Raw genomic sequence first — 17,289 nt, 5'->3', positions numbered from 1 at the left:
GGTGGCGGCGGTCATGGTGGCGGCGCTTGAGCTGGTGACGGGGCGGATTCGGGTGGCGTGGAATTGGGGGAGGCTGGTGGCACGCCGGGCCACAGCGGCACTCCACCCGGCCCGTAGAGGGCCGCCCCGTAAGGCGGGCCGCCGGGGTTGGGCCCGACCGCCGGTCCGGGGATGCATGGGCGGATGCTGGGCGGCTGTGGGACCGCCCGAGTGACGGGCAGGTAGTCAATCCAGCACGGATGCCCGATGCCGGGGTTAGGCCGAATATCGAGCCCGGTTCCCCACCCGGTGTTGGTGATCAGCTGACGTACCGGGAAATTCTTCGTGGGATCTGGCAAAGACCCACAGCCGGGCTTGCCGCCGGGTCCACCCTTGGCCGCCACGATAGGCAGATTGTCGGGGTAGACGTAGGGGTCATTACCCAGCAGCAGCGCGATGTCGAAGTCGAAGCCCTGCCCGCTGGTGCCGCCGCCGTAGGCCGAGCGGCCGCCGTTGTCGAGGAACCACTGGGCGCCCTGCAACATGCACGTGTACTCGGGGTTGTAGGTCAGAAGCAAGTTCGTGGTCGGCTCCCAGGTGTTGATTGTGCCGACGAGACTGTCTCTGCTGGTGCCCAGCAGGTTGGTTCCGGCCTTTGAGAGGCCGATGACGTTGAGCAGCAAGGCATCCAGCGCGGCGGAGTGATTGACAACGGTGGTGCTCGTTGTGCTCGCGGCATTCAGGATCGTCAGGATGTCCGGGGCCGCTGCGGCGTAGGTGTCGTTGAGGTCTTTGAAGGTGCGCCAATCATCACGAAGGGTGTCGTTGCGCGAGTTGAGTGCCTGCAATACCTGATTGAGGTCGCTGGTCGCCTCGCCCATCCGTTGGCCTTGTCCACGTACCCCCTCGGCCACGGCGGTCAGTACGGCGTTGAGCTTGAGCGGATCGACCATCTTAAGCAGGTCCACGACATTTTCAAACACAGTGTTGATCTCGGTGCTGGAATTCGTCGACCGCAGCACGGTCCCCGCTGCCAGCCGTGCAGCACTGGGCTGTGGCGGAGAGACCAGGTCGACGAATTTCGCGCCGAAGGCGGTGGTGGCCTTGATCTGGGCCTGCACGTTGGCTGGGATATAGCGGATCTGGTCGCGGTCGATGTCGAGTCGCAAGCTGACCTGTTCGTTGTCGGCGCCGCCGATGTCGCTGACCTGGCCGACCTGAACACCGCGCAACAACACCTTGGCGCCGGGCTCCATCACCAGCCCGGCGCGATCCGATCTCAGCGTCACCGGCACGTAGGACTTGTAGGCGCCACTGAAAGCTGCTGTGGTCACGAAGAAGAACGCGCCGATCGTGGCGAACAAAATCAGCGTCCACCACGCCGAGTGCAGTTCGCGTCCGCGCAGCCTGAATGGCATCGCTAGCTCGCCAGGTGGAAGTTGCCGGACTGGCCATAAACCGCAAGGGTGATCATTACGATCACCACTGCGGCGACCACCATCGAGGTGCGCACTGCTCGGCCCACCGCTTCCCCGACGCCGGCCGGCCCGCCGTGCGCGGTGTAGCCGTAGTAGGTGTGGACCAGCATGACGACGATCGTGATCGCCACGGACTGAAAGAACGACCAGATCATGTCGCGGGGATTGAGGAAGGTGTTGAAGTAGTGGTCATACACCCCTGAGCCCTGCCCGTAGATAGATGTAGTGCCGACGCGGGCGGCCAGAAAGGCCATCATCATCGCCACGCAATACAGGGGGATCACCACCACCACGCCGGCAGCAACCCGGGTTGCTGCCAGGTAGCTGATGCTGCGGATACCGATCACCTCGAGCGCGTCGATTTCCTCGTTGATCCGCATCGCCCCCATCTGCGCGGTGGCGCCAGCGCCGATGGTGGCCGACAACGCGACCGAGGCGGTGCCAGGCACGATCAGCCGAACGTTGAAGTACGACGACGCGAACCCGGTCAGGGCTTCGATACCCACCGACGCCAACTGGTTGTAGCCCTGCACCGCCACCAAGGCGCCGGTGGTCATCGTCAAGAAGGCGACGATCACCACGGTCCCGCCGATTACCGCGAGCGCCGCGGCACCTAAGCCCATTTGGGCGATCAGCCGCAGCATCTCGGTGCGATAGTTGACGACGGCGTCCGGGATCGAGGCCAACGTCCTGGCATAAAACCGTGTCTGGGATCCAATCCGATTCCAACTGCCGGTCGCGCTATCGACGGTGCGCCGCAACCTCGGGTGCAGCGTGGCGGGGACGGTACCGGCAGGAGCAGGGGCGGCCTGCGTCATCGATTCACCTCATTGCACCGTGAACTGGACACCGACGGCGGTCACGATGACGTTGATGGCGAACAACACCATGAAGGTGAACACCACTGTCTCGTTGACCGCGTTGCCGACACCGGCTGGGCCACCCCCCACCGAGATGCCCTTGTAGCAGGCAATGAGCCCGGCGGCCATCCCGAACAGCGTCGCCTTGGCCAGAGACACCAACACGTCTCCGGCGCCGGTCAGTGTGGTCAGACCGGTAACGAACGCCCCCGCCGAGACGTGCTGGATATATACGGTGAAAAAGAAGGCACCGCCAAGGCCCACTATGGTGACCGCTGACGACAGCGCTAACGCCACCGTGGTGGCCGCCAGCACCCGTGGGATCACCAACGCCTGGATGGGGTTGATGCCCATCACCCGCAGCGCGTCGAGTTCTTCACGAATCGTGCGCGCCCCCAGGTCAGCGCACATGGCGGTGGCGCCCGCGCCCGAGACCACCAAAACGGTGACAATGGGGCCGATTTGGTTGACCGTGCCGATCGCTGCCCCGGTGCCCGAGAAATCCCCGGCACCGATTTCGGTCAACAAGATGTTGAAGGTGAAGGTCAACAGCACCGCATACGGCAGTGTCATCATCACCGCCGGCACCATTGATACCCGCGCCACAAACCAGCTTTGAAAGAGATACTCCCGCCACGCGAACGGCGGCCTGAACATCAACACGAAGGTGTCCAGCGACATGGCGAAAAAGCCACCGACTGCACGAACGGGCCTCGTGGCCACACTCAACGACGTCACGCTGTCCCCTTCCTGGTTAACGTCGACTGGGAGCCGGGCGCGGTGATCACCGCACCGTAATCCCTTCTGGCACAACAAACCCTCAGCCGCATAGGCCCCCCGCTGTCGCGTCGGGCCCGATTGCCCGACATTGAACGAACGGTAACGGCGCGATGGCTGTGATCGCGGCCACTAGAAGTGGGATATCGCTCCCCCTTCTGGGGCATTCACGCGAAGCGACAGACCGGCTTACGCTTGGCGCCAACTGCCTCGCGGCGCCAGCAAAATCGCCCGCCGGACTGTTGATCTCTTCGGCGCACTCGGGATCAGACCCGACATTCGCACCGCCTGTCACAGGGTTCACGCAATGCTCCCTTATGGTGCCGTCCACCCGTACGTCCACGGATGACTACGCGACCACACAAGTGCCAGTGGCCTTGCGAGACTTCGGAAGCGTCAACGCGAGCACCAGACCCCCTTACGTCGAAAACAATCAATTGTTCTGAAGACGCTATAGCGTGATGAGCAATGATCAGAACCTGTGGATGAGCCTCGGCGGGGCGCGTGAGAAATGGGCGCACCTTCCCGAGGATGATCTGAAAGTCCAGTAGCTCTGATCAAGACCGGCGTTGGCGCGCTGGTTGGGANGAGCAATGATCAGAACCTGTGGATGAGCCTCGGCGGGGCGCGTGAGAAATGGGCGCACCTTCCCGAGGATGATCTGAAAGTCCAGTAGCTCTGATCAAGACCGGCGTTGGCGCGCTGGTTGGGAAGGTACGCCCATGCTCACGGTAGTTCACGACCAGGATTCCTCCAACGAGGACGCGTGCGGGTCGCGGTCGTTGCTCGATGAGATCGTCCGCGACGGTGCCCGCCAGATGCTGGCGGCGGCGTTGGCCGCCGAGGTCGCCGCCTACATCGACGCCCATGCTGGGGAGGTCGATGAGAACGGGCATCGGCTGGTGGTCCGCAACGGCTATCACCGCGAGCGTGAGGTGTTGACCGCGGCGGGTGCGGTGACGGTGATCGCGCCGCGGGTCAACGACAAGCGTATCGACGCCGATACCGCTGAGCGGCGGCGGTTTTCCTCGGCGATCCTGCCGGCGTGGGCGCGTAAGTCCCCGCAGATGACCGAGGTGCTGCCGCTGCTGTATCTGCACGGCTTGTCGACCAGTGACTTCGGTCCCGCGTTGGAACAGTTCCTCGGCTCGGGTGCCGGGCTGTCGGCCACCACGATCACTCGGCTCACCGCGCAGTGGCAGGACGAGGCCAAGGCCTTCGGCGAGCGCGATCTGTCGGGCACCGACTACGTGTACCTGTGGGTCGACGGCATTCATCTCAAGGTCAGGTTGGAGCAGGAGAAGCTCTGCTTGCTGGTGATGATCGGCGTGCGTTCCGATGGCCGAAAGGAGCTCGTTGGGCTGGCCGATGGGTATCGGGAGTCGACCGAGTCGTGGGCCGATCTGCTGCGGTCGTGTCGACGCCGCGGGATGACCGCCCCGGTGCTGGCTGTCGGTGATGGTGCACTGGGCTTCTGGAAGGCGATGCGCGAGGTGTTCCCGGCTACCCGCGAGCAGCGATGCTGGTTCCACAAGCAGGCCAATGTCCTTTCCTGCCTGCCCAAGTCAGCCCACCCCGGTGCGTTGGCGGCGATGCGGGAGATCTACAACGCCGAGGACATCGACCACGCACAGGTCGCGATCAAGGCCTTCGAAGTGGACTACGGGGCCAAGTACCCCAAGGCGGTCGCCAAGATCGTCGATGACGCCGACGTGCTGCTCGAGTTCTACCGCTACCCGGCCGAACACTGGATCCACTTGAGAACGACCAACCCGATCGAGTCGACGTTCGCCACCGTCAGGTTGAGAACCAAGGTCACCAAGGGCCCCGGATCACGCGCGGCCGGAATTGCCATGGCCTACAAGCTGATCGACGCCGCACAAGCCCGCTGGAGGGCCGTCAACGCACCACACCTGGTCGCCCTGGTCCGCGCCGGCGCGGTCTTCCACAAGGGCAAGCTACTCGAACGGCCCGTCGACATCACACCACCCGAACCGGCCGAATCAGCCGAAACGGAGGTCGCCTGAAACACCCCAATCCACAGGTCTTGACAATTCCTCNCGCGGTCTTCCACAAGGGCAAGCTACTCGAACGGCCCGTCGACATCACACCACCCGAACCGGCCGAATCAGCCGAAACGGAGGTCGCCTGAAACACCCCAATCCACAGGTCTTGACAATTCCTCATGCGTGATGCAGAACTCCGTCAAGGGCCAGTTGTGGGCTAGGTCACGAAGACTATGGATCGTGGAAAAGTTCCATCACGGGGCCGCAAATCCGCGTTCACTATAGATGCAGCGAGGTGCCTGGTCGCTCAGCTATACGATGTCATCCTGTGCACACTTGGGAGGTGAACCATAACGGTCGATCCACTCCCGCGGCAGCCCGCCGTGCGAATCCGCGATCCTGAACGCAAGGCGCGGATCATGGATGCTGCCGCAGATCTGATCGCGCGCAACGGCTTTCACGCCGTTTCGATCGCCCAGATCGGGGCAGCAGCGGGCATTACCGGATCCGGGGTATATCGGCACTTCGCAAGCAAATCCGCGGTGTTGGTCGCACTGTTTGATCGCGTCATCGATGAGTTGCTGCGTGACGAGCAGGAAATCCTCAATGCCATTAGCGATTTGGGTCAGGCGCTGGATCGTTTGATCGCCGGCCAGGTGGAATTCGTGGTCGGTGATCGCGAACTGGCGCAGGTCTACTACAACGAGATCAACAACCTGCCTGAGGAAGACCGCCGCCGACTGCGCCGCAAACAACGCCGCTATCTCGAGGAATGGGTGCACGTGGTCAATGAACTACGCTCCGACCTCACCGACAGTGAAGCCCGGACCGTAGTGCACGCCGTGATCGGCGCGATCCAATCACCGCTGTTTCACAACACCGGCCTGGCCGAGGACCGGTTGCGTGTCGTGCTGACCGAAGCTGCGCGCGCCGTCCTGGGCATCAGCGCATAGCCGAGCGCCCTGCTCTGTCGGCAGCAACGACGCGGCCAAGCGCACTAGAACCACCGCGAAGGAAATGCTGAGCAAGGCGGCTGCCGCGACCAACGCTGTAGAGGTGTTGTGAGCGTGTAGTGCAATGATCGTGGGCCAGCCCGCACCGAAGTTCGCTCCAAAGAAGGTGCAGGGAAAAACGACGAACAGTCCCAATAGCTGCCACCAGGAGGTGGCGTGCTCGCGGAGTCGGGCTGCGGCGACGGCAAAGCAGATCACCTGGGCAGCCTCTAGCACACCGATGACCAAGGGGTAGTTGACGATCCGCAGAACATGCGGGCCCCAATAACTGTAAGCGCCGCCGTTGATGCCGAACATCTCAAATACACACGACATCACCAATTCGACTGCTGCCCAACAGAACAACTTGGCGCGCGTGAGAGCGCCGCGGTGCGCATCTCGGGCTATCAGGACCGCCGCACTCGCGTACAACACAACGTACCCGCTGTGCGTCCAGATCGGTTGAGGGATGTCGAAGGCCGTGAAGTGCGTCCACATCCCGGGGCCCGAGTAGAAGTACAGCATCATCGCGATGTCATAGAGCGGCTCAGCAAACGCGCCGACCATCGCGGCCACCACCATCAACGCGTAGAACGGAGTGCGTTCTCGGACGCCCAAGCGCACCGTCAACCCAAAGATGACCGCGGTCAACGCCCAGCTAGCGCAGGTCAGGATGGCCTGGGTCGTCAGGTTCAGGTCATGATCGATCGGTGGCATAGGACCGACAGTATGATTTGCCTCGTTCTGGCTGGGAGCCCACTCAGGGGGAATTTCCTCCCCCCTACGGACGACATTGCCGCAACAATTTAGCCTGCCGTGTCAAGGTGAACACCATGAATGTCGACGCGAACATCGGCGGTTCTGTGGATGGCACCGCCGGCGCGGACCTTGAGGTGCTGGCCTCGCAAGTGACGGCGGCCGAGCGCGCCGGCTTTGACGGCGTGTGGTCGACCGAAGTGAGCCGGGATCCGTTCTTGCCGTTGATGATCGCCGCCGACCGGTCCCGCACCCTGCGGTTGGGGACCGCGGTCGCGGTGGCATTCGCTCGCAGCCCGATGACGATGGCCACCGTGGCCAACGATCTCAATATATTCAGCCGAGGACGGTTCGTGTTGGGCCTGGGATCGCAGATCCAGGCACACATCCAACGGCGCTTCGGCATGCCCTGGTCAGCGCCCGCCGAGCGGATGCGCGAGTACATCGAAGCGCTACGAGCGATCTGGCAATGCTGGTACACCGGCGAAAAACTCGACTTTCGCGGCGCGCACTACCAGCACACCCTGATGACACCGATGTTTAGCCCACAACCCAATCAATTCGGCCCGCCCCGGGTCATGGTGGCCGCCGTGGGTCCCCAGATGACAACGGTCGCCGCCGAAGTCTCCGACGGGCTATTGGTACACGGCTTCACCACCGCCCGCTACCTGCGTGAGGTGACGATGCCGCTCATCGACGCAGGCTTAAAGGCTAGTGGCCGCACCCGAGCGGAGTTCACCACGACCTACCCTGGGCTGGTCGCTACCGGCGAAGACGAAAAATCGCTGGTAGCGGCGATCCAGCGGGTACGCGACCAGATCGCCTTCTACGGCGCCACCCCGGCCTACCGGAAAGTGCTGGACTTGCACGGCTGGGGAGACCTCCACCTGGAGTTGCATCGGCTGTCTCGACGCGGCCAGTGGAAGGACATGGCGGCTCTCGTCGACGACGACGTCCTGCACACGATCGCCGTCGTCGGCGACCCGACCGAGGTCGGCGACGATATCGCGCGGCGATTCAGTGGGTTGGTCGACAGGTTCACCCTCTACACCCCCTACCCACTCAGCGAGGCCACTGTCGCTGCTCTCGTCACCGCCATCAAGGCAGCGTAGGCGGATTGGGGCAGAGGGCAGATCACACACCCGAGAGTGCCCCTGAGCCCGGTGCTCATGACCGGATAGTCGCGCCGCGCTATTCGGGTGCTTGTGCGGCGTCACTAAGCAATCCTTCGGGTTCGCGCGCAGAGAGCCCCACCGATCGACGGTGTTCACCTTCGGCCGTGTTTATCGAAGGAACAGGTCGGGTCCGAGGGCAATCCAAGGATCTTTGCCCGGGCTGGCCGCGCGGGCGGGGCCCTCCCTCGATGGGGCAATAGCTTTCCTCCTGGGGTTAGTCGATGTGGCCGTGATGCGCGGATAGCGTCGGCGCTAGCCATCCACTGCCATGCGACAAGGAGCAGTCCTGTGGAAGCTATGTGTGTTGATCCCTTACCGGCTTGCCATGCTGACGATCGGGCAGAGAGCTAGCGATGTGGGGCCCGATGCCCGATGTTTTGGACCGGGTATGCAGCTATTACAGAGACTCGGCGGCAATCATCGATGCCGACCGGTCCATCACATACCGCGAGATGAACCAGTGGCGCAACCAGATCGCCCACGGGCTGATCGCCCTGGGCGTCGGCAAGGGCCAACGCGTCGGCTTGCTGATGCCCAACGTGTTGGAATTCATCCCGTGCCAACAGGCGATCTGGGCGACCGGGGCAGTCCTGGTCCAAATGGCCACCCGCGCCTCAACAAGTACGTGGACGTCGAATCTGAACTCGACTGAGGCTTCCACGTTGATCTTTCATAAGAAATTCGAAAGCGCTATCCCCGAGATCTGCCGTACGGCCCCCAGCCTGCGCACGCTCATCCGAGTCGGAGACATACCGAAGGGGCAGCGGGTTGCGCCGGCCGCCGATTTCGCCGAGCTAGTCGATCACCAACCCCGCACCCGCCCGCACGTCGACATCGACCCCCACGATGAGGCGTTCATCTTGTTCACGTCCGGGAGCACCGGTGAACCCAAGGGTGTGGTGAACTCCCATTACACCTGGGGGTACTACGGCATTTCGGCCGGCCTGGACATCGCCGACATCAGCTTCGGTGAGGTGTTCGCACACGGCGCGCCGTTGACCCACTTTTCCCAGGCGTTTGTGATGCCTACGTTCGTGCGTGGCGGCACCAATGTCATGCTGCCCGCCCTGGATGTAGCCACGCTGCTGACCAATATCGAGCGTCACCGGGTGACCGCCACCGCGGTCGTGCCGACGGTCATTTATCTGCTCCTCGATGATCCCCACCGAACCGACTTCGATCTGTCCAGTCTGAAAACGATCGTCTACGCCGGCGGACCGATTGCGCCGGAGCGGTTACGTGCCGCGCTGGAGGCGTTCGGCCCGATCTTCATCCAAACGTACGCGGGCACCGAGCAGGGCTTCGTATCGTGCCTGCGTAAACACGAGCACCGCGCCGACGACGCGACCTGGTTGGCGCGGTTGGCCTCGGCGGGGCGGCCATTAGTCAACGTCGGCATCGAGATTCGCGACGAGAGTGGGCGCCGACTCGAAGTCGGCGAAGCGGGCGAGGTCTGCACCAGACAACTCGGTCAAATGCAGTCCTACCTTGACCCTGCGCGCAACGCCGAGACGCTGCGCGAAGGCTGGATCCACACCGGCGACGTCGCCCGCCTCGACGACGACGGCTTCCTCTACATCGTGGATCGCAAGCGCGACATGATCGTCACCGGCGGCTTCAACGTGTTCCCGCGACAGGTCGAGGACGTGTTGACCACCCATGCCGCGGTAGCGCAAGCGGCGGTGATCGGTGTGCCGCACGAGAAATGGGGCGAGGCGGTTCTGGCCGTCGTCGTGACCAGGTCCGGAGCCGTGATCGACGAACAACAGCTCATCGATCATGTGAAAGCCGAACTGGGCAGCGTGAGCGCTCCCAAGACAGTGGTTTTCGTCGACGACATGCCGCTCAACGCCACCGGCAAAGTCGACAAGAAAAGTCTGCGCGAACCGTACTGGCAGGGCCGGTCGCGCCAAGTCGGATAAGCGAGAACTGATGTCCACGGACCTCTTTAGCGCCACAACGTCGACGACCCGGCGGCTTCGCATTGCCGTCGACCTCGACGGACTCGATATCGCAGACGGCGCCGCGCGCGGCTGGGTCGAGATCACCGCAGACCGCCCACCCGGTGAAACGGTGCGGATCGCCGCACCTGACTTGCGTGCGGCAAGGCGCGAGACCGCGCGTCTCCGCGCCGAGACCCACGAGGGCCGGCGCCGGACGGCCGCCGTGGCCGTGCTGGTCGACCTCGAAGCACTGACTGCCGAGCAAGCCGGCACCGCGCGCACCCAAATGATGCGTCACGACGAAGCCCGCGGTGTTGTTCACCAGGGCCAGTCACTGCGGTACGTGGGCACCCCGACAGGTCTGGCCGGGCTGATCGGCGACATCTACGCCGCCGACGTCGCCGATGGGGTCACACTGCGTCCACTGTCGCTGGCGACGCTGCGCTCGTTGTGTGCCACTGCGCCGCCCCTTCTGCGGCGTTTTGGCCTCACCCTGGACGCCCGCAGACTGCAGGAGATCGGTGCAGGCCGCATCGAACGTGGCACCCCGGCGTGCGTTTCAACGCCGCACCACGGGCACCTCAGCAACGCCCTTATAGCCTGAACACATTGCCCCGCAAGGAGTTTCATGTCCGGAATCCCCAACAACGCAGGGCGTCAAGGCGGGTTAGACACCTCGGCCTATCGGGCAACGCTGCGCCGCCATCCCGCCGGCGTAGCCATCATCACCCTGACCTCGCCCAGCGGGCCGGTCGGATTCACCGCCACATCGCTGGCATCACTATCACTTGACCCACCGCTGGTGAGCTTCAACATCACCCACACATCGTCGAGCATCGCGGCGCTGCGCCAGGCCGACTCACTGCTCATCCACCTCCTTGCCGAGCATCAACTTGCTGTGGCGCAACGATTTTCCCGCAGCGCTGAACTCAGGTTCGCCGACACCGCACTGTGGACCACCCTGGACACCGGCGAACCGCTGCTGCACGGCACCGCCACCTGGCTTCGGGTCGAGCCGCGCCAACTCATCGACGCCGGCGACTCAACGCTGGTCATCGGTTTCGTCACTGACGCGCACTGCGCCCCCGAACAAGACGGCAAACCACCGGCACCGCTGATCTATCACAACGGCACCTATCTGCATACCAGGCCCGTTCCGCAGTGAACCAGCACGTTGCAGATCCAACGACGACCGCGCTGGATGCCTTGATAGGGGGGTTGCGGGCCGGACCCCGCGGCGCACGCGTCGGGGCATTTTTTGACTTCGACGGCACCCTCGTCGAACCATCAGTCGTGCTGCCATCCCACCGCCGCCGCCGGCCCAAGCGCGCCACAGCTGCCACCGCGTTGAGGGCCCCCCGTGACCTGGACCGGTCATCGCTCGACGAGGCCGGATTCATCCGACTACTGGAAGCAGCCGTCCAAGACTGGGCTGGGCGCACCGAAGCCGACGTGCGCGCCTTGGGCGATGAATTGTTCACCCGCGATCTCGCCGGTGCGCTGTCCTACGGCTGTTGGCGATTGGTCCGCACGCATCAAAGCCTCGGGCACACGGTCGTCCTGGTCACCTCTGGGCCGGGAGCCGAAGCTGAGCCGTTCGCGCGCGCCCTCGGTATCGCCCACCTGTTGTGCACTCGATTGCGCGCCCACGACGGTGTGCTGACGGGTCGGGTCGCCGGCCGGCCGCTATGGCAAGAAGGCAAACTCGCCGCAGTGCAGCAGTTCGCCCGGACCCACGAGGTCGATCTGGGCCTGAGCCACGTCTACGCCGACGGCGATGACGACATCGTGGTGTTGAACGGCGTCGGGTCTCCGCATCCGGTCAACCCAGGCCCGCGGCTGGCCGCCTACGCGCGCGCCCACGGATGGCCGACCATCGAGTTGACTCGGCGCCGTGCTCGACGCGGTCTGCTGCCTCTGGTCCGCACCGTGGCGATGTTCACCACTCTGCTGCTCGCCGGCGGCGCTGGCGTGGTCGCCGGAACACTGCGACGCAACCCACGTTTCGGGGTTGACCTGGCCACCGGACTCTTCGGCCGGATCGGCCCACGGCTGGGCAGTATCACCATCGACGTGACCGGCCAACAGCACACATGGGCGGACCGTCCGGCGGTATTTTTCGTCAACCATCAAAGCACCCTGGTCGACGTTTTGGTCACATCCCGGCTCATCCAGCGAGGCTTCACTATCGTCGTCAAGGCCGAAGTACGCCAGATACCGGTGATCGGGACGCTGTTCGCACTGGCCGGTGTGGCGTTCCTGGATCGCTCCGACACCTACAGGGCGATCGCGGCGTTGCAACCAGCGATCGACAAACTGCGTGGCGGGATCTCCATCGCCATGGCACCCGAGGGCACCCGGTCGTTTACCCCGGCCGTGGGCCCGTTTAAGAAAGGGGGGTTTCACCTCGCCCGCGACGCAGGTGTGCCCATCGTGCCCGTCGTCATCCGCAACGCCGGGGAAGTCATGTGGCGCAACGCACTGATCGCGCAGAAGGGCACCATCGATGTGGTCGTACACCAACCGGTCCCTACGACCGGATGGACCCGCACCGACATCACCGCGTGGCGTGACGAGATGCACCGGCTCTACACCGACACCCTCGACGACTGGCCCGGCGCGGCCGCCGGCGCGCGCTGGTCACAGATGATCGCCGCAGCGACCACGACGAGCCGCTGACATGGCAACCACAGGGTCGCGCCTGCGCCGGTGGGGAAGACTCTTGGGGGCGCCGCGGCGCCGCAATGACTCGGCCGTCGCCACTCCCGGCGACCTGCCCGACGTCGCCGCACTACTAGTATCCGACGAATTCCACGCCGCCGCACAGACATTGGCACAGCAGCTGGGCTGTGACCCCACGTTGGTCAGGGCAGAGGCGGCCGGCTACGTGCGGGAAATGGCCGCCACCCACGACCCGGTCGTCCTGGGGGCTTGGCATCGAATCGCTGCGTGGTTGGTGCGTGGGTATCAGATCGTCGCCGACGACGCAAGTTTGGCCGAACTGCGCCGGCTCGACCAGACCAACACCTTGATCTTCCTGACCTCACACCGGTCCTATCTCGACGAGTTCGCACTGCCTCCGCGACTGGCTCAACTCGGGATCACCCCTTGTTACGGGATGGCCGGTGCCAACCTGGACTTCTTCCCGCTCGGAACGCTGGCCCGGCGCAACGGAATCGTGCATGTCCGGCGCGCGTCGGGGGATGCCCCGGTGTACCGGATGGCGCTGCGCGTCGTGGTCGGGCGCCTCGTCGCTGCAGGCAACAATCTCGTGTGGTCGATCGAGGGTGGCCGCACCCGCACCGGGAAACTGCGGCCACCGAGGTTCGGGCTGCTGCGCTACGTCACCGACGCGATCGAATCCGTGGCCCAGTCCAACGCACTCATCGTGCCGGTCTCGATCATCTACGACCAACTGCCCCTGCATGAAGTCGAGCTGATGGCTCACGAGGCTCGCGGGACCGGCAAGCGGCCCGAAGATCTGTGGTGGCTGGCGCAATACGCCCGGCGGCTCAAAGCCCGGCTGGGCCGAATCTATCTCGATTTCGGCGCCCCGATACCGGTGTACGACCGGCTAAAAAGCCTACGCAACGACGGCCTTTCTGACCGCCAGGTGATGGAACGTCTGGCGCTCGACATCTGCCACCGCATTAATCGCATCACCCCGGTGACCACCACTGCGGCGGTCTGTGTGGCGATGTTGGGCCAGGACCGGGCGCTGACCCTCGACGAGGTGTGCGCCACCGTGGAGCCCCTAGCCGGCTACCTGAGCGTCCGCGGCTGGCCGGTCGCCGGCGGCGCCGATCTGACCGAGCGGGCAACGGTGTCCCACACACTGGAGAGCCTGGTGACTTCCGGCGTGCTCAAGTGCTACACGCGGGGCCCACAAACGGTGTGGGGCATCGGAACTGACCAGCATCTGATCGCCGCGGTCTACCGCAACAGCGCCGTGCACGTGCTGGTGGTCCGCGCCATCGCCGAGATCGCACTGATGATCCTCGCCGACACCCCCGGCGGAGATACCCGCACCGCCTGGCGCACCGCCCTGGCTGTCCGCGAGATCCTAAAGTTCGACTTCTTCTTCGCCGCCCGCGGCGAGTTCGCCGAAGAACTCTGGAACGAAGTTAGCCTGATGACCGGATCCATCCAACAGCGCACCGACACCCTCGATGCGCGCCAAGCCCAACAGTGGTTGGACGACAGCAATCTCATCGTCGCCCATCTCGTCTTACGACCGTACGTGGACGCCTACCGCGTCGTGGCCGAACAACTGGTCACCTGCGCGCCCAGCGATCCCTTCGACCAAGACCGTTTTCTTGACGCCTGTCTTCGCCTGGCCAAGCAGTGGGCACTGCAGAAGCGCCTCGCCAGTGAGGAATCTGTCTCCGCCGAGATGTTCACCGCAGCGCTCAAACTGGCGGCACACCGTGGACTGATTGGTCCCGCCGCACCCCACGACGATCTGGTGTCGCGCCGACGGGAGTTCGCCGACGAGCTCGATCACCTCCACCACGCCATCGCCACTCTGGCGGCGATCAGCGACGCGGCCCCCACACCTCAGCACAGCGCGCCGTTGTCAGGCCACCGAGGGTAATGACGAGGAGACACATGCAGGATCAGCAAGTCCGACGAAGCCTCAGGACGGGCCTGGCGATCGTCGCGGTGGCGGGCGCGGCGGCGACCGCGGTGCGGCGCGCTCAAAACCCGGGTACCGCCCCGGCCCGGCTCGACCTCACTCCACTGCACCGGGGCGGCAGCGGGTCCCCGCTGCTGTTGCTGCACGGAATCGGCACTATCTGGCGGGTCTGGACACCGGTGCTGCACTTCCTCGAGCCCCACCACGACGTGATTGCCCCCACGCTGCGTGGCCACGGCGGAGGCCTGCCACTTGGTCCGGTGATCCCCTCGCTGGACGCGCTCGCCGACGGCGTCGAGGACGACATGGACGTACTTGGGCTGCGTCAGGTCCACATCGTCGGCAACTCCCTGGGCGGTTGGCTGGCCATCGAGCTCGCCCGCCGTGGCCGCGCGCGGTCACTCGTGCTGCTCAGCCCCGCCGGCGCCTGGCGATCAGAGCGCCGTATCGAACTGACGGCCACCACGATCAGGGCACACCTAGCGGTGACATGCCGGAGTGCGCCGCACGCGGACGTCGTCGCCGCTAACCCCGTGTTGCGGTGGCTGATGCTAGCTGGGCAGGTCGCTCATCCAGGCCGGGTCGCACCGGAATTCGTGGCCGCCGCGATCCGGGCCAGCGTCGCGGCCTCCGCGGTGCCCACACTGCTGCGGGTGTTGCCGCAGCAACACCTCAAGGCCCTGCCCGCCGAGCGCGACTACCCGCTCCGGGTGGTATGGCCAACGCACGACCGGGTGCTGCCCTTCGACGAGTTCGGCGTCCCGATGCTGGCTCGGCTGCCTGGCGCGGAACTGGTCCGCCTCGACGGTGTGGGGCACGTGCCGATGTCGGACGACCCAGCAGCAGTGGCCCAGCTGATCCTGGACGTAACCCGGGCCGTCGACTCGCGGACGGGCGCAAGGGTCGGCGACGATGCCTAGCAGTGGTGCGGACCCGTTGGCCGCGTGGGGCGGCGGAGCCGATCTGAGCCCCTGGGAAGCAGTCATGTGGCGCGCCGAGGGCGATCACCGCACCCGGTCCACGGGTGTGCTCATTGAACTGTTGGACCGCGAACCCGACTGGCAGCGGCTGGTGGCAGCCCGTGAGCGGTTCACCCAGGCGGTACCCCGGATGCGGGAACGCATCGTCGAGCCCCTCCTTCCAATAGTTTCCCCTGCCTGGTCACCGGATCCGCATTTCGACTTGAGCTATCACCTGCACCGGGTCGGGTTGCCCGGCGACGGCTCCACCGTCGAGCTGTACGCGTTCATCGCCCAATTCGCCAGCCGGCCGCTGGATCCGCATCGGCCCCCGTGGGAGGCCATCCTGGTCAGCGGACTCGCCGACGGCAAGGCCGCCTACCTGTTCAAACCGCACCATAGCCTCACCGACGGGCTCGGGCTGCTGCAGCTACTCGACCTGACCCATGGGCATGGCCGAGACCCGGCACCGTGGGCCACCACGACGGCACCGCCCACCCGCCCGGCCGCCACGCCCGTCGCGCTGCTTGCCACATGGCTGGCGACCACAGCGTCAGCGGCGCCGGGTGGTGTGCTGCGCGGCGTGCGGAACGCCGTTGCCGGGGTGGCCGGCGATCCGGTGCGCGCAGCCAGACAGGCCGTGCGGTTCGGCGCCTCGCTGCAGCGTGTGCTGGCCCCCGTCGCCGCGACCCGATCCCCGTTGCTGTGTCACGGCGGCCCCGGTTACCGGTTGATCACGCTCGACGTCGCCCTGACCGAACTTAAGGCCGCGGGACGCGCCGCCCAGGGCTCGGTCAACGACGCCTTTCTTGCGGCCGTTCTCGGTGGGGTTCGCCGCTACCACGACCAGTGCTCGACCCCTGTCCATGTCATCCCGATGGCCATGCCGATCAGTGTGCGGTCCGAGGCAGATCCGATGGGCGGCAACAGATTTGCCGCGGCCCGCTTCGCCGCTCCGGTGGGCGAAGTCGATCCAGCGCTCAGGATCGCAGCGATCCACCGCCTGATCGCCGATGCTCGTGACGAGCCCGCATTGGGCTTTCTTGACTTGATAGCGCCTGCCCTGAGCGTGCTGCCCGGACCGTTGCTGACACGCATTGCCGCCGACATGACCGGCGCCATCGATATCCAAGCCTCCAACATGGGTGCTGTGGGACGCGAACTGTACCTCGCCGGAGCCCGGGTGGTCGGCCTGTATCCGATGGGTCCCCGGCCGGCGGTGGCAGCCATGGTGACGATGCTGTCCTACGACGGAACATGTTGTGTCACCGTCAATGCCGACCCAGAGGCGATTTCTGACACCGACGCCTTCGCCGCTTGCCTCCGAGAGGGCTTCGATGAGGTGCTCGCCTTGGCGCATACCGTCTAACGGCCGGCATCGAGACAATCCGACGCTGCAGCCGATCAGTGAGTCCGGCGCGGCTGCTGTGTTAACCGATCAGTGAGTCCGGTGGGGTGAAGCGGACCCCGTACGTGGTGGCCAGTTCGGTGGCGCGAGCCACGAACGCGTCCTTGCCCACGCCATGCGGGCCTTGGTAGCCGACAATGAACTGCGCACTGCCGCCGGTCCACGACGGGTAACCAATGCCTGTGATTGAACCGATGTTGGCGTCGGCGGTGGAGGTGAGCACCCCCTCGTCCAGGCACTTCTGCGTCTCCAGCGCCTCGGCGAACAGCATCCGATCGATCATGTCCTGCAACGGAATACTGGTGCTGCCGGAGTTGAAC

Annotated in this window: 14 protein-coding genes and 1 pseudogene; 10 read left to right on the top strand and 5 right to left on the bottom strand. The window is 65.0% G+C overall.

Annotated elements, in window-relative coordinates; all coding sequences use genetic code 11:
• Positions 1 to 11: 11 nt before the first annotated feature.
• The 3 genes from H7I87_RS14915 to H7I87_RS14905 are packed head-to-tail and all read right to left on the bottom strand — an operon-like array spanning position 12 to position 2,998.
• On the bottom strand, positions 12 to 1,397 hold the full coding sequence (locus H7I87_RS14915) for an MCE family protein (protein WP_063966963.1): 1,386 nt from the start codon (positions 1,395 to 1,397) through the stop codon (positions 12 to 14).
• A 2-nt stretch (positions 1,398 to 1,399) separates the two neighbouring features.
• A complete protein-coding gene (locus H7I87_RS14910; protein ID WP_063966964.1) occupies positions 1,400 to 2,275 on the bottom strand; it encodes an ABC transporter permease in 876 nt (291 codons plus the stop codon).
• A 9-nt stretch (positions 2,276 to 2,284) separates the two neighbouring features.
• Complete coding sequence (locus H7I87_RS14905; RefSeq protein ID WP_063966965.1) at positions 2,285 to 2,998, bottom strand: MlaE family ABC transporter permease; 714 nt, start codon at positions 2,996 to 2,998, stop codon at positions 2,285 to 2,287.
• A gap of 818 nt (positions 2,999 to 3,816) precedes the next feature.
• On the opposite strand from H7I87_RS14905, the gene H7I87_RS14900 reads away from it, so the two are divergent.
• Both H7I87_RS14900 and H7I87_RS14895 read left to right on the top strand, forming a co-directional pair.
• Positions 3,817 to 5,121, top strand: coding sequence for an IS256-like element IS666 family transposase (locus H7I87_RS14900; RefSeq protein WP_011724019.1), 1,305 nt, complete (start codon positions 3,817 to 3,819; stop codon positions 5,119 to 5,121).
• Positions 5,122 to 5,519: 398 nt separating this feature from the next.
• The gene (locus tag H7I87_RS14895) at positions 5,520 to 6,053 is read left to right on the top strand and encodes a TetR/AcrR family transcriptional regulator (RefSeq protein ID WP_081264584.1); all 534 of its coding nucleotides are present in this window, start codon (positions 5,520 to 5,522) and stop codon (positions 6,051 to 6,053) included.
• On the opposite strand, the gene H7I87_RS14890 is transcribed toward H7I87_RS14895, so the two are convergent.
• Positions 5,961 to 6,809 (bottom strand): hypothetical protein, encoded by an 849-nt coding sequence (locus H7I87_RS14890; protein ID WP_063967105.1) that lies wholly within the window; start codon positions 6,807 to 6,809, stop codon positions 5,961 to 5,963. The genes H7I87_RS14895 and H7I87_RS14890 overlap by 93 nt on opposite strands.
• 116 nt (positions 6,810 to 6,925) lie before the next feature.
• On the opposite strand from H7I87_RS14890, the gene H7I87_RS14885 reads away from it, so the two are divergent.
• The 8 genes from H7I87_RS14885 (at position 6,926) to H7I87_RS14850 (ending at position 16,930) form a co-directional block, all read left to right on the top strand.
• Positions 6,926 to 7,960 (top strand): LLM class F420-dependent oxidoreductase, encoded by a 1,035-nt coding sequence (locus H7I87_RS14885; RefSeq protein ID WP_063967119.1) that lies wholly within the window; start codon positions 6,926 to 6,928, stop codon positions 7,958 to 7,960.
• Positions 7,961 to 8,376: 416 nt separating this feature from the next.
• Complete coding sequence (locus tag H7I87_RS14880; RefSeq protein ID WP_063967106.1) at positions 8,377 to 9,945, top strand: AMP-binding protein; 1,569 nt, start codon at positions 8,377 to 8,379, stop codon at positions 9,943 to 9,945.
• Between the two features lie 10 nt (positions 9,946 to 9,955).
• A complete protein-coding gene (locus H7I87_RS14875) occupies positions 9,956 to 10,570 on the top strand; it encodes a hypothetical protein (RefSeq protein ID WP_063967107.1) in 615 nt (204 codons plus the stop codon).
• A gap of 24 nt (positions 10,571 to 10,594) precedes the next feature.
• A complete protein-coding gene (locus H7I87_RS14870) occupies positions 10,595 to 11,131 on the top strand; it encodes a flavin reductase family protein (RefSeq protein WP_063967108.1) in 537 nt (178 codons plus the stop codon).
• Positions 11,128 to 12,645: an HAD-IB family hydrolase gene (locus H7I87_RS14865; RefSeq protein ID WP_063967109.1), complete on the top strand. Its 1,518-nt coding sequence runs from the start codon at positions 11,128 to 11,130 to the stop codon at positions 12,643 to 12,645. Before H7I87_RS14870 ends, H7I87_RS14865 begins: the two co-directional genes overlap by 4 nt.
• 1 nt (position 12,646) lies before the next feature.
• Positions 12,647 to 14,560, top strand: coding sequence for a 1-acyl-sn-glycerol-3-phosphate acyltransferase (locus tag H7I87_RS14860; protein ID WP_081264583.1), 1,914 nt, complete (start codon positions 12,647 to 12,649; stop codon positions 14,558 to 14,560).
• A 14-nt stretch (positions 14,561 to 14,574) separates the two neighbouring features.
• Positions 14,575 to 15,522, top strand: a complete 948-nt coding sequence (locus H7I87_RS14855; RefSeq protein WP_081264585.1) for an alpha/beta fold hydrolase — start codon at positions 14,575 to 14,577, stop codon at positions 15,520 to 15,522.
• Positions 15,515 to 16,930, top strand: coding sequence for a wax ester/triacylglycerol synthase domain-containing protein (locus tag H7I87_RS14850; protein ID WP_063967111.1), 1,416 nt, complete (start codon positions 15,515 to 15,517; stop codon positions 16,928 to 16,930). Before H7I87_RS14855 ends, H7I87_RS14850 begins: the two co-directional genes overlap by 8 nt.
• Positions 16,931 to 16,991: 61 nt before the next feature.
• Here the strand turns inward: H7I87_RS14850 and H7I87_RS14845 are convergent.
• A pseudogene (locus tag H7I87_RS14845) lies at positions 16,992 to 17,289 on the bottom strand (3-hydroxyacyl-CoA dehydrogenase); the annotation flags it as partial.

Origin of the sequence: Mycobacterium timonense, assembly GCF_025821985.1 — a bacterium.
In the GTDB taxonomy this organism is placed as follows: Bacteria; Actinomycetota; Actinomycetes; order Mycobacteriales; family Mycobacteriaceae; genus Mycobacterium; species Mycobacterium avium.
This window is presented reverse-complemented; position numbering and strand designations above follow the sequence as displayed.

Excerpts from the sequence above, each read along its gene's own strand:
- H7I87_RS14915 (WP_063966963.1), bottom strand. The coding sequence starts at position 1,397 with ATGCCATTCAGGCTGCGCGGACGCGAACTGCACTCGGCGTGGTGGACG.
- H7I87_RS14910 (WP_063966964.1), bottom strand. The coding sequence starts at position 2,275 with ATGACGCAGGCCGCCCCTGCTCCTGCCGGTACCGTCCCCGCCACGCTG.
- H7I87_RS14905 (WP_063966965.1), bottom strand. The coding sequence starts at position 2,998 with ATGTCGCTGGACACCTTCGTGTTGATGTTCAGGCCGCCGTTCGCGTGG.
- H7I87_RS14900 (WP_011724019.1), top strand. The coding sequence starts at position 3,817 with ATGCTCACGGTAGTTCACGACCAGGATTCCTCCAACGAGGACGCGTGC.
- H7I87_RS14895 (WP_081264584.1), top strand. The coding sequence starts at position 5,520 with ATGGATGCTGCCGCAGATCTGATCGCGCGCAACGGCTTTCACGCCGTT.
- H7I87_RS14890 (WP_063967105.1), bottom strand. The coding sequence starts at position 6,809 with ATGCCACCGATCGATCATGACCTGAACCTGACGACCCAGGCCATCCTG.
- H7I87_RS14885 (WP_063967119.1), top strand. The coding sequence starts at position 6,926 with ATGAATGTCGACGCGAACATCGGCGGTTCTGTGGATGGCACCGCCGGC.
- H7I87_RS14880 (WP_063967106.1), top strand. The coding sequence starts at position 8,377 with ATGTGGGGCCCGATGCCCGATGTTTTGGACCGGGTATGCAGCTATTAC.
- H7I87_RS14875 (WP_063967107.1), top strand. The coding sequence starts at position 9,956 with ATGTCCACGGACCTCTTTAGCGCCACAACGTCGACGACCCGGCGGCTT.
- H7I87_RS14870 (WP_063967108.1), top strand. The coding sequence starts at position 10,595 with ATGTCCGGAATCCCCAACAACGCAGGGCGTCAAGGCGGGTTAGACACC.
- H7I87_RS14860 (WP_081264583.1), top strand. The coding sequence starts at position 12,647 with ATGGCAACCACAGGGTCGCGCCTGCGCCGGTGGGGAAGACTCTTGGGG.
- H7I87_RS14855 (WP_081264585.1), top strand. The coding sequence starts at position 14,575 with ATGCAGGATCAGCAAGTCCGACGAAGCCTCAGGACGGGCCTGGCGATC.
- H7I87_RS14850 (WP_063967111.1), top strand. The coding sequence starts at position 15,515 with ATGCCTAGCAGTGGTGCGGACCCGTTGGCCGCGTGGGGCGGCGGAGCC.